At 63.5% G+C, this 12437-nt stretch carries 10 protein-coding genes; 2 read left to right on the top strand and 8 right to left on the bottom strand.

Going from position 1 to position 12437, the window contains the following annotated elements; genetic code table 11:
- The 8 genes from LJE63_01700 to LJE63_01665 form a co-directional block, all read right to left on the bottom strand.
- Nucleotides 1-505, bottom strand: a 505-nt coding sequence (locus tag LJE63_01700; protein MCG6905311.1) for a paraquat-inducible protein A, incomplete at its 3' end; no start/stop codon positions are given.
- A 63-nt stretch (nt 506-568) separates the two neighbouring features.
- The gene (locus LJE63_01695) at nt 569-1675 is read right to left on the bottom strand and encodes a transporter substrate-binding domain-containing protein (GenBank protein ID MCG6905310.1); all 1107 of its coding nucleotides are present in this window, start codon (nt 1673-1675) and stop codon (nt 569-571) included.
- Nucleotides 1676-1704: 29 nt separating this feature from the next.
- Nucleotides 1705-4098 carry a mechanosensitive ion channel family protein gene (locus LJE63_01690; GenBank protein MCG6905309.1) on the bottom strand — a complete coding sequence of 798 codons (2394 nt, stop codon included), beginning with the start codon at nt 4096-4098 and terminating at the stop codon, nt 1705-1707.
- A gap of 200 nt (nt 4099-4298) precedes the next feature.
- Nucleotides 4299-5003: a DUF3313 domain-containing protein gene (locus LJE63_01685; protein MCG6905308.1), complete on the bottom strand. Its 705-nt coding sequence runs from the start codon at nt 5001-5003 to the stop codon at nt 4299-4301.
- A gap of 331 nt (nt 5004-5334) precedes the next feature.
- The gene (gene cls / locus LJE63_01680; GenBank protein MCG6905307.1) at nt 5335-6765 is read right to left on the bottom strand and encodes a cardiolipin synthase; all 1431 of its coding nucleotides are present in this window, start codon (nt 6763-6765) and stop codon (nt 5335-5337) included.
- A 234-nt stretch (nt 6766-6999) separates the two neighbouring features.
- Nucleotides 7000-8097 (bottom strand): dual specificity protein phosphatase family protein, encoded by a 1098-nt coding sequence (locus LJE63_01675; protein ID MCG6905306.1) that lies wholly within the window; start codon nt 8095-8097, stop codon nt 7000-7002.
- 33 nt (nt 8098-8130) lie between these two features.
- Complete coding sequence (locus LJE63_01670) at nt 8131-9249, bottom strand: NADH:flavin oxidoreductase (GenBank protein ID MCG6905305.1); 1119 nt, start codon at nt 9247-9249, stop codon at nt 8131-8133.
- Nucleotides 9250-9392: 143 nt separating this feature from the next.
- On the bottom strand, nt 9393-10613 hold the full coding sequence (locus tag LJE63_01665) for a SpoIIE family protein phosphatase (GenBank protein ID MCG6905304.1): 1221 nt from the start codon (nt 10611-10613) through the stop codon (nt 9393-9395).
- 156 nt (nt 10614-10769) lie between these two features.
- Between LJE63_01665 and ubiE the strand changes: the two genes are divergently transcribed.
- On the top strand, nt 10770-11594 hold the full coding sequence (gene ubiE, locus LJE63_01660) for a bifunctional demethylmenaquinone methyltransferase/2-methoxy-6-polyprenyl-1,4-benzoquinol methylase UbiE (GenBank protein ID MCG6905303.1): 825 nt from the start codon (nt 10770-10772) through the stop codon (nt 11592-11594).
- Nucleotides 11591-12184, top strand: coding sequence for a class I SAM-dependent methyltransferase (locus tag LJE63_01655; protein ID MCG6905302.1), 594 nt, complete (start codon nt 11591-11593; stop codon nt 12182-12184). The genes ubiE and LJE63_01655 overlap by 4 nt, the downstream gene beginning before the upstream one ends.
- Nucleotides 12185-12437: the final 253 nt, after the last annotated feature.

The following is a 12437-nucleotide window of genomic DNA, read 5'->3' as shown; positions in this document are numbered from 1 at the left end:
CCGGGATGATCTGGGCCATCTTGGCCAGCTTGACGACCGAGACCAGAATCCCCAGCATGAACACCTCCGTCATGCTCCAGGGCGCGATGCTGCGCAGCCAGCGGAAGACTTGAAACATGCCGGGTGCCGGACGATCGCGCCTCAGCGGCAGCAGGATGTAAACCAGCGCGAGCAGCTGCGCCAGCGGGGCGAGAACGGTGGTGACAAACACCAGCAAGGCTACCTGGGGCATCCCCTGCAGGTGCAACTCCCAGATCCCGGTTAAGAGCAGCGTCTCCCGGACCTGGCCCTGGACCTTGAAGCCCAGAAACGGGAAGCTGTTGGCCAGCACGAAAAGAACCAGGCCGGCCACCGCCAGGGCCAGCGAGCGCTCCAGGCCGTTGCGTTTGGGCCTGGCGAGCACCGCCCCGCAACGGACGCAGGTGGCCGTCATGCCCTCGGCAACGGCAGGCATGCGGTAGAGCAGGTCGCAGTCATGGCAGGCCATCAGGTGTCGGGTTGACATGCCAATTATCCGCCAGTCTTCCCTGGCTTTGGTTTAACGATTAGCGAACACAAACATTTAAAATCAAGAATTCAGTTTATAGCGATTGAGCAGTTCAGTCCATTTTTCGGTTTTCATCAACTCCAGCAATGCCTGGCTGACCGGTTTGCGCAGCGGGCTTCCGGCTTGCAAGCCGATGCCGACAAAATATTCATCAAAAATTCCGGGTATGACCCGCACCCGCCCGGGAAATTCATTTTTTACAAAGTACTTCAGTATGACTTCATTCAACACAAACGCATCTATTTTCTTGTCGGCGACCGCCTGCAACCCTTCGGATATGGTTTTAAAGGGCTTTGCGGCCATCCCGCGGCTAGCCAGGAAAATCATGGCCTCGGATTCGGGTATGGACCCGACGCGGGCATTGAAAAGATCGTGAAAGCCGCGAACCTTGCCGCGCAGCTCACCGACGGTCAGCGAGGTCGTGATGTGGGCCGTAAAGCTGGAGATAAAGACGATCGATGAGAGCATCCAGACGGCCGCAGTGATCCGCCCGCCGATTGTCTTTGGCGCCTTGTCTCCATATCCCACGGTGGTCATGGTCGTCATGGACCACCAGAGGCCTTGGCCGATCCCCTTCCCAGCCCCACCACCGAACATTTCGCGGTTGGACCGCCTTTCAAACCCCCAGACGACCATCCCGGCTATCAGCGACATCAGGACCAGCAGACCAACCGCTTGCAGGATATCCTTTGAAAATAGGCTTGCGGTAACGCTCCGCAATCTGCCACCGGCACCTGCCACCGGCACCGCAATGGCCAATCCCGATTTCAGGTAGGATTGGGCGAAATCCATGAAAGCTTCGTACCGCGCCTCCACAGGCAAGGAAGGGATGACGTCTATGTCTCCGTTTTTGATCGCATCCACCAAAAGACCCAGGCTGCCGAATTCGCGAATCTCGAACAAAACGCCCATCTCCTCGGCCACGGTCCCCCAGACTTCGATACCGAAGCCCTCCCATCGGCCATCGGCGTTTTTCATGGCCATCGGCGGCGCCACCACCGTCCCCACCACCAGCTTGGGTGAAACCGCAGCGTCGTCTTGGGAAGCGGCATTCTCAGGCATCACCAAAAGAAGCCAGAACCAGATCACCCCGCAACCGATCCCCAGGAGCTTTGGATTTGAAAACATGGACTTCAACACCCCATCCGAATCGCCTTCTATTTCCCTTTCCCTTTGGTCCCCGCCTGAGCCTTCAGCCGGTCTTCCTCTTCCTGCTGGAGCACGGCCTGAGCGGCCGCCGCGCCCGCCTGGAGGACATTCTGATCGACGGATTGGGCGGTCTTCACCGACTGTCCGGCCTCGCTCGCCGGGGTCTGTAGCTCTGGCGGCATGTAAACGGTGACGTTGCGGTGGGCGAACTCGATGCCGTTGGCGTGAAACTCCTCCTGGATCATCCGGAAGACCTCCCGGCGAATGATGAACTGCTCCCCGGGCACTGTCTTGAACTTGACCCTCAGGATCATGCCCGAGTCTTCAAATTGCTTCACCCCCTGGGACTTGAGATCACCCAGCATGGCGCGGTTGAAGGCCTCGTCTTTGCGCAGCTGCTTGTTGATCTTCTTGATGATCTTGCGCACCATTTCCACGTCGGTGTCATAGCGCACGCGGAATTCCAGCTTGGTGATGATGTAGTCCCGGCTGAAGTTGGTGACCGATTTCAAATTCCCGAAGGGTACGGTGTAGACCATTCCCCGGGGATGGCGCAGCTTCATGGAGCGCAGCGAGATTTTCTCGACGGTTCCTTTGACCTCACCGGACTCCACGTAGTCCCCGATGCGAAAAGAGTCGTCGATCAGGAAGAACACGCCGGAGATGATGTCCCGCACCAGGGTCTGGGCACCGAAACCGATGGCCAGGCCGATGACCCCGGCGCCGGCGATCAGGGGGCCGATGTTCACCCCGAGGGCGGAGAGCACGATCAGCGAAACGATCACGAACAACACCGTCAGAACGAACTTGCGCAGGAGCACGAGGAGCGTTCCGATGCGGGAGCCGCTTGCCCCGCCCTCCTCCATCTCTTCGTCGGCCGCCGGCATTTCCTGGCGCAGCCGGCTGTCGATGCGGGCCTTGACGAACTCCCAGGCGATAAAGCCCAGCAGCAGGGTCACGACGATGCTGAACACGTGTGAAGTAAAGAACCTGCCGACGGTCCAACTCACCCCCCACAGGCCCAGCACGATGAAGAAAAGAAACGCCGCCAACACCAGCCGATAGAACTTCAGGATCAGCGGCGCGTAATGCTTGATCCTGCTCTCCTCAGCCAGGGGCGGCAACTCCCGCACCCGGTCGCTGCTCAGATCGAACAGCTCCGCCACCTCGCCCGAGGCCAGCTTGAGAAGTCGCAGCCCCCACTGGTCCAGCCCGATGAAAACCGGGATCACGAACAGGCTGAGGACCAGGTTGAGCACCCGGGTGCCTTCCCCCAAGAGGACATCCGCAACCCAGAAAGCGCCCATGCCGAGCACGTAGACGCTGGCCAGGTAGTGCCAGTACTGGGCGAGGGCGGCCCGTGGGCCGCCTTCCGCGGTTTCCGCACCCGCCGGCCGGATGGCCTCGGCAACCCGCCGGCGGCTTTTCCAGATCATGGCCACCAGGACGATGGTGATGTATACGCCGGCCAGGCTGTAAAGCACGACCCACACCGGTTCGCCGGCGCCGATCTCTTCCAGCACGGCACTCGCCCCGGCGATCACGGCAGCCCCGGCCGCGATGCGGAGGAGCCAGCGATAAAGAAAGGCGGCGTCGCCGTCCGGCATCGGGAACAGGCGCAGGGTCGGGTTGTCTGGTGAAAAAACGACCTTGGCCGCAACCACCATCAGCATCAGATAGTAGCTGACAATCAGATAGATCGAAACGAAGGCGTAGCCGGGGTCCCCCTTTTGGAAAAAAAACACAAAGAGAATGAAGGTGGTGGCCGCGAACACGGCGACCCCCAGGATCTCCTGGGTCAGGTGGGCGGCAACCCGCCCCCAAAACCCCACCACCCCCAATCGCAGCGAGGCGAGCGACCTTTCGCGGACATCCCGGGTCCGGCGAAAAAGCAGCCCTCTCAGCAGCAACCCCGCAGCCAGGATGAAAAAAAGGGCCAGCAGGATGCGGGCGAAGCGTCCCACGCCCCCGCCGCCGGTCAGCTTTTGCCAGGCATCGCCCAGATTCTGTGATCGGGCGTCCGCCTCACCGAGGGTCCCGGACAGCTTTTTCACCAGTGCCGCGGCGGCGTCGGCCGCCCCGTAGAATGCCTGCCCCAGCCGATTGCCCCGGACCCCGAAGGCCGGCCGCCCCGCATCCGGCAGAATTTCCGCGGCCGCCTGCCCTTTCAGGACCCGGGCCAGCACCTGGCGTGCCTGCTCGTCGGTCAGCGGGCCCATGAAAGCCTCAACCTGCTCCGGGGTCTGCAGGTGGGCGGGCAGCACGATCTCCTGGGGGGCGGCCGCGGGCTTTTTCGCCTTGGGTTGCGGGAACTTCTGCGCCCATATAACCCCGCTGGCGAAGCAAGCGAACAGTAACAGGTAGGCCAGTATCCACGCGAAGCGTTTCACAACGTTTTTCATGTAATTTTACTCCCGCCCGCAACCAGGCGTTTTGTCCCGAATCGACGCCTGACCCGGAAGCGCCGCGGGACCCAATCGCCCTTGTCCGGCCGGCGGCCTGGACCCCAGCCGGTGGCTGCGCCACCCGGGTCCGGCACCGGCCGGGCAAGAACCAGGAAGCGCAACTTGACCGCAACGCTCAGCGCTCTGTCGACGTCAGACTACTGCTTGGCACCGCGGGCGTTGTCCAGGAACAATTTGATCCTCTCCGACCAGAACTTGAAGGCTTCCTCCGCCGATCCCCACTTGGTGAAGCGTTCGGTGAAGGCGGCGCTTCTATCGTCCTGGGCAACGGCAATGACATCGTTGGACAGCGAGTCCAGCGCCATCAACTCCGCACTGGTCGACCCCGACCCCGCCCACGAACCCGTGGCGCCCTTCTTGAGAATACTCACACCCAATCCAATCGGGACGACCGTGCTGATACCGCTCAAGCCGGGCCGGCTCTGCTTGAGGTCCGTGATGGCGATTCGGACCCGAAGGACGTCCGGGCCGGGTTCGGCCACGATGGGATAGCGTTCTTTGAGGGTGGTGACCAGTTGCAGGTTGAAGCCGTCGGCCAGTTCCTTCAATTCGTTGGCATCGATGCCCTTGTATTCCGAGTCGTCAGCAAAGAAGAAGATGACGCTGTCCAGCATCACCTTGTTGTATTTCGCAAAATCAACCCCCGGTTTCAACCAGCGCATCTTGGCCCCGCCCTCGGGGCCGGGCGCTAAATTCTCGGCGTATTCTCCGAGAAAACCCGCCTTTTGCGGTTTAGGTGCGGCTTCCGGCGTTTGCGAACCCGTGGTGGCGCAGGAAATGATACCCCCCGCGAACGCCAAACCGATGCCCATTGCCAAAACCGCTTTGACTGTCTTTTTCATGATGGATGTTCCTTTCTGGTTTTTTGTTTTCCTTCCCAAAGGCGTTCCCGGGACCTGGTCTCCAAAGGTATCAATTTCAGTTCTGGATCAGGCAGGGTCAGGGCAACACTGAAGTGGTAATGCGAAATCCATACTAAAGCCTGCGGAAGGCTGCAAAAACAGGGATAACTCATCTGAATCAATTGATTTCTGCGAGTGGCAAGCGGCGCCTGAAGATTGCGCCAAGGCCTTAAAGGTGCCGAAATATCGGCATCCTGACTCTATATCGGCATTGGGTGGCAGCCCACCCGATGGCCGGCCCCTTCACTTCTGACCACAGGCGCGCCGCGGCTCAGAGCACAGGCGCCAGCAGCCGCGCGGCCTTGGCGCCGACCTTGAGATGAAACGGCAGCGCGTCGTAGGCCCGGGCGCCGACCTCCAGCGACTCGCCAAAATCCCGAGTGAACATCGCCGCGACCTCGGCCGCAAAGCCGGCGTCGGTAACGGCGAGGGTGATCTCGAAGTTCAGCCGGAAGGAGCGGTTGTCGAAATTCTTGGTGCCCACCGCCGCGAAGCTTTCGTCCACCAGCAGCGCCTTGTGGTGCAGAAACCCGCCGGTGAAGCGGTGAACGTGAATCCCGGGGTGGTCGAGCTCCTTGAGTAGGGCGAATGAGGCCAGCCAGACCAGGAGCTGATCCGGCTTCATGGGCAGCAGGAGCCGGACCTCGACCCCCCGAATGGCGGCGAGCTGCAGCGCCTGGATGATCCCCTCGTCGGGCACGAAATAGGGGCTGGCGATCCAGAGCCTGCGCTGGGCCATGGAGATGGCATGGAGAAAGAAGAGGGTGCAGCGCTCCTGGGGGTCGGAAGGCCCGGAGGCCAGCACCAGGGCCTGGCACCCAGCGCGTTCCGGTTCGGGGTCGTGGGGCTGCCAGGAGGCGTCCAGGATCTCGCCGGTGGCGAAATACCAATCGGCGGCAAAGACCATCTGCAGCTGCAGCGCGATCGGCCCCGCCACGCGAATGTGGGTGTCGCGCCAGCGGCCGTATTTGGGATTTAGCCCGAGGTATTCGTCGCCGACATTGTGGCCGCCAATGAAGCCGATCCGGCCGTCTACGATCACGTTTTTGCGGTGGTTGCGGAAGTTGAGCCGCCATCGGTCGCGCCAGCCGCTCAAGGCGCTGAAGGCGGCCATGCGGACCCCCCGGGCGCGCCATTTACGCATGACCCTGGGGGTCATCGCCGCCCCGCCGAAACTGTCGATCAGAAAGCAGACCGCCACGCCCTCGGCCGCCTTGGCGGCAAGCGCCTCCAGCAGGCGCCTCCCCAGGCCGTCGTTGCGCATGATGTAAAACTGCACGTAGATGGCGTGCTTGGCCCCGGCGATTTCAGCCAAAATGGCGTCGAAGGTGGCCCCCCCGTCAATCAGCAGATCCAGTCGGTTGCCGCGCAAAAACGACTTCCGGGCGATGGCCGCCAGGGCCAGGGCCGCCCCGGGCCGGACGTCGCGGGGATCCACCTGAAATGGGGCCATTCCGGCGTGGGCGCGATCGATGTGCTCCTGGTGCCGGCTGAGTTTTTCCTGCATCGCGCGCGAATGGGCCTCGAAGCGCCGGCTGCCGAAAAACCAGTAGAGCGGCAGCGCCAGCCACGGGAAGGCGATCAGGCCGACGACCCACGCGACCGTGCCCTGGGCCGTGCGCACGGTGAAAAGGGCGTGCACGGCACTGGCGATCCCGATCAGCTCAACGGCAATCACAAAACCGGAGAAGGTCCAGTTCATGGGGATATCCCGCTGAAATTGTGCGTCCAGGGCGACAGTTCCGTAAAAAGCCCAATTTCTGCGTTGCGCTGCATCTCGAAGTCCCTGCGGCGTAAAGGTGTACGCCTCACGCCGCTGAGATTTGCGCGCCGTAACTTGAGCTTTTTACGAAACTGTCTGGTTTTCGGCTTTTTACCGCTTCATCAGGGTTGGTCCATCCGGGCCGCGCCTGCCGCTTTCATTCGGTTCGTCGGCTCAGCCCGGGGCCGCCGGCGTGTCGCCGTTTGTCTGACTCAACTGCGAGAGAAAGCGAAAGTATTTCTCGACATAGCGGCCGGAGACGGTTTCGGCCAGCGAAAAGGTCAGCCGCCGGTCCTGGAGCTGCTGGCCGGTAAACTCTTGGTAGAGGCTGGCGGAAAGATTGAAAAGGGTGTTACCGATGATCTTGCCGGCGACGATCTCATGGGCCACCCCGAAGACCCGGCAGCGGATGGGGCGGCGGTCGAAGACCGCGCAGCGCCCGTCCTGATTCAACGGGCAGAGCAGCCCGGCCTGGTCGCAGGCGTTTTTGACCGCGTCCTGGAAGGCGTCCGGATCGCTCCGCAGATGCGCCAGGCTGCTGCGCAGGGCGCGGGTTTGGCCGTAGGCCTGCATCGCGGCCGCGATGACCTCGGTCCGGGCCGCGCGCTTGAGAGTGCGGTTCATCTGGGTACTCAGGTAAACCACCTCGATCAGCTGGATTTCGAAGTAGCGCCGGCAGCACAGATCGGTTTCCCGCCCGCAGCCCGGGTGCTCGCCGGCCGCCGCCAGGTTCTCCGCAACCATCTGCACCAGGCTTTCGTAGTGATCGAAAAAGGGACCCAGATCCACCGCCGCGCGGCTCTCCAGGGTGGGCTGGCGAACCTTCAGGACCCCGGATTTCTTGCCGAATTTTTTCACCAAGCGCCACTGGCAGTAATTGGTGGGTTTGGCGCGGGTGTGCCGCAGCCTTTTCTCCGCGGCCTTCAGCCCCAGCCCGCGGCGCAGGAGATAGGAGGTCACGAAGGTGCCGGTGCGCCCGATCCCGTGGCGGCAGTGCACCAGGACCTTCTTGCCCAGGTAGATGGCCTCGTCCAGCCAGTCCAGAGCGGTTTCCATGGAGGCCATCTCGGGGGCGCACTCATCTTCGATGGGCAGGTAGTAGACCTCGAAGCCCGAGTTTTCCTCGATTTCGTGCAGGTCGCAGAATTCGCCGCAGAGGTTGACGATGGCGTCGATGCCCTGGGCGCGGATGGCATCCAGTTCATCGTAGGACATGGGGGCGTAGCCCACGGCGAGATCGTCGGTGATCCAGGTCAGCTGGTATCCGGCCATCACGGGCGCCTTTCTTCGGCCGATTTCAAAACCTCAAATGAACATGGCTTTCAAAGCCTGCCGCTTGGCCCGCGGCCAGCGGACGCAGAAGGCCGGCAGGCCTTTGATCACCAGCTGGGTGCAGGTGTCGCCACAGTCGGGGTCGCAGTGCAGGATGGCGTCTTCGCGCCCCTCGCGCACCTTGACGGGCCATTCGGGGTCGGCCCACAGGACCCGCGCCAGCCCGATTAGGTCAGCCTGCCCAGCCTGCAGCACCCTTTCGCAGAGGGCCCCGCCGGACAGACGGCCGGCGGTGATCACCGGGATGCCGACGCGCTGCTTGACCCCCGCCGCCAGGTCGACCATGTAGCCGTCCTGCCTTCCGCGGGAGATTATATCCGGCAAGAAGAAGGATTCATAGGTGCCCCCCATGACCGAGAGGTAGGCGATGCCCGCGGCCTCCAATGCCGCCGCGAAAGGAGTCGACTCCGCCGGCTTCAGGCCACCGGGAAGCCACTCGTCAGCCAGAAAGCGGTATCCCACTGGCGCGGGGCCCACCGCCGCCGTGACCGCCTGGACCACCTCCAGCGGAAAGCGCAGCCGACCCTGCGGGCTGCCGCCGTAGGCGTCGGTCCGGCGGTTGGTGTGCGGCGAGACGAACTGGGCCAGCAGATAGCCGGTGCCGCCGTGCAGTTCCACCATGTCGAAGCCGGCTGCGCAGGCGCGCCGGGCGGCATCGGCGAATTTGGCCGCGATGGCGCCGATTTCCTCTTCTTCCAGGGCCTTGGGCAGGCGGCCGAAGGTTTCCACGGCCGAGGGCGCCACGGGCTGTTCGGCGGCGCCGGCAAAACGGCCGGCGTGGTTGAGCTGCAGGCAGGCCAGGGCGCCCTGGGCCTGGATGGTCTGCGCCAGACGGGTCAGGCCGGGGAGGTTAGCGTCGCTGTCGGCCCGCAGGGTGCGGTGGGACCCGCTGCCGGCGGGGTGGTCGACGGTGGCGTTTTCCACCACCACCAGGGCCACCCCGCTGGCCGCCATCTGGCGGTAGTGCTCCAGTAAAAGATCGCTCACCGTGCCGCCCTCCCCGGCGTAGCCCAGGTAGAGGGGGGCCATGGTCAGGCGATTCTTCAAGGTCAGTGCGCCAATGCGGATGGGGGAAAACAGAAGCTCGTTCATTGGAGACCTCCGGCGGTTGGGGGAAGCGGCAGGAAAGCACCCGGGCGGCGGTCAGGGGCAGCAGACCGGCCGCCGGGTCGCCCTGAAACCATAAGGGGAAAGCGCCCCGGATGTCAACGGCGGGCCGCGGCCGCCTCCCGGACTCAGGCGGAATGAACGGTATACTCCACCACCATCAGGCTGAGGTCGTCTTCGGGGCGCCGGTCGCCGCCAAAGTCCTTGACGGCGTCGTAGACGCCATCGGCCAGACCCGCCACCGGTTCGGGCCAGGCCGCCTGCAGCGCGGCGTGCAGCCGCCGGCGCCCGAACAGCTCGCCCGCCTGGTTGGCGACATCCACCAGCCCGTCGGTGTAGAGCACCAGGCGGTCGCCGGGCCGCAGGCGGCGGCGATGCTGCTTAAACACGACGCCCTCATCCAGGCCGATCACCGGGCCATGCTGCCCCAAAACCTCAAGACCACCGGCGTGGGGCAGCAAAACCGGCGGCGGGTGGCCGGCGCAGCTGTAGCGCATCTCACCACTGGTGAGATCGATATCCACGAAGACGATGGTGAAGTAGCTGTCGAAGCGCTCAAAGGGAAATTCGCGGTTGAGGCGCGTGAGTACCCCGGCGGGGTCCGGAAAGGCGCCCGCACCGCCATCAGGTGCACCCAGGCTTTGGAGAAACTGGGAGACCGTGACCGAAATCATCGCGGCCGAAACCCCGTGTCCGCAGACATCCAGCATGTAGAGACCAAGCCGCCCCGGGCAGGTCTCGCAGAGGTTGAAGATGTCGCCCCCCACCTGCCCGCTGGGTTCGAACTTCCAGGCCAGACGGAGGTTGGTGCGCGTCGGGCAGCATTTGGGCAGCAGGCTCTGCTGGATGCCGGCCGCCGCCTGGAGGTCCAGGTCCAGCTGGCGCTGTTTTTTCTCCAGCTCGATTTTCTGCTTCTCGATGTCGGTGACGTCGTAGATGATCACCAGGATCATTTTGCGGCCGCGGAAGGTGATGTGGCGCGTGCTGAATTCCAGGAATTTCTCCACCGGGCGGCCGTTGATGTAAAAGACCCGCTCCAGCCAGAGTTTGTCCGAAGGTGTCTTCTCAAGAAAGGTCTTGACCAGCGAGCGGCGCAGCAGGCAGAAGCGGCACTGGGAGGTCTCGCCGCAGGGCTTGTTCTCCTGCACGGCGTGCACGCAGCCCGAGATCCGCCCGAAGGACTTCTCGGCCATGCGGTTGCCGGCCTGGTCGAAAAGCTGCAGGAAGACACGATTGAACTGGTGGATCTGCAAGTGTTCATCCGCGATCAGGACCGCCGAATTGATGTTCTCCAGCAGCAGCTTCAAAAACTCGTTGGATTCCTTGAGGTCGTTCCAGTCGGTATCCATGGGCGCGGCGATTCCTTTAAAGGGGCCGGCAAGCGGCTTATTGCACTGGCAATTTCAGGCCCTGTCTGCTATGGAAGTGCCCGACCCGCGCGAAACGCCGCAGCGGGCCGGATGCTAAAAAACCGTTCACACCCGCCAGCCGTAGAGGACCTCTGGATGCCCCTGAAAACCAGCGCGTGGGTTGACCGCCGCAAACGGCAGGAGAAGCTCGCCGAAAAAGAGACCGCACCCCCCAAAACGTTTTTCGGCTACGAGGCGGTGCCGGAGGCGGAAAAGGAACGCCGGGTGCGCCGGCACTTCGACTCGGTGGCCCGCCATTACGATTTCATGAACACCCTGCTCAGTTTCGGGATTCACCACGCCTGGAAGCGTCAGTCGGTCCGGATGATGGGCCTCAAGCTCGGCGACCGGGTGCTGGACCTCTGCGGCGGCACCGGGGACCTGGCCATTCTGGCCGCCAGGCGCGTGGGCACCAATGGCCGGGTGGTGATCTGCGACATCAACTGGGAAATGATGGCCGCCGGCCGCGGCAAGGTGGCCGCATCGGCCAACGGCCGCCGGATCTGCCACACCCAGGGCAACGCCGAGGGGCTCCCCTTCACCGACGGCAGCTTCAATGCCGCCATGGTGGGCTACGGGATCCGCAACGTCACCCACCCGGAGCGGGGGTTTCAGGAGATGTTCCGGGTTCTGGCGCCCGGCGGGGTCATGATGTGCCTGGAGTTTTCCAAGCCCACCGATCCGGTCTTCAGATTGCTCTACGATTTCTACTCGTTCCACATCATGCCGCAACTGGGCGAGCTCCTCGCAGGCTCGCGCCAGGCCTACACCCACCTGCCCGAATCGATCCGCACCTTTCCCCTGCCGGATGAACTCAGCGAGATGCTGCGGGGGATCGGCTTTGCGCGCGTGAGCTATCGCCGCCAGACCAACGGCATCTCGGTGGTGCACGTGGCGCGCAAGGCCGGGGGGCCCCCGTGAAGCTCAACCGCATGGAGCGCTGGGTGGTCAACAGCCCCCTGCGGCTGCTGATGCAGCGCGGGGAAATCCTGTGGTTCCAGCGCCGCCTGCCGGTTGCGGCCAACGCAACGGTGCTTGAAATCGGCTGCGGCCGGGGGGCCGGGGCCGAGGTATTGCGGCGCCGGCTGCGGCCGGCGGCCCTCCACGTACTGGACCTGGACCCCGTCATGGTGGCCATGGCCCGGCGCCGCCTGACCCGCCAAACTGCGGCCGGGGTCCACCTCTGCGTGGCCGACGCCGTCCGCCTGCCCTACGGTGCGGCGCGCTTCGACGCCGTATTCGGGTTCGGCTTTCTGCACCACGTGCCCGACTGGCAGGCGGCCGTCGGCGAGATCAGCCGGGTGCTCAAACCCGGCGGCCGCTACTACCTGCTGGAGCTCTACCCCCCGGTCTACGCCAACCCCGTGGTGCGCCGCCTGCTGGTCCACCCCACCGAAAACCGTTTCCACAGCCGCGATCTGCACGCCGCCCTGCGGGCCAACGGCTTGGCGTGCCAGTTGCGCCTGGAAATCCGGTTTGCCGGCTTGCTGGCCTGCGCCGTCAAAGGCTGAATCGGCGGATCCTTTTTTTGCCGGAAGCGAACGGCCAGCCGCCATTGCGATCGACAGAAGAGAACGTAGGTGCCATAGGGCCTCCTCTTTCATGAGCGTACGCCCGCGGCTTCTCGTCTTGATGGCTACAATCCCGCCCGCAGGTACATCATTTAGTCGGATTTTACCGCAGCAAGTCTACCCGAGCAATCCTGAAGATTTGATGGCGGCGCGAAAAGTCCGATTTCTGCGCTGCGCTGCATCCAGAAGTTGC

Source organism: Desulfobacteraceae bacterium, from assembly GCA_022340425.1.
GTDB lineage: Bacteria > Desulfobacterota > Desulfobacteria > Desulfobacterales > JAABRJ01 > JAABRJ01.
Note: the sequence above shows the minus strand (reverse complement) of the source record. Positions and strands in the feature narration are given on the sequence as shown.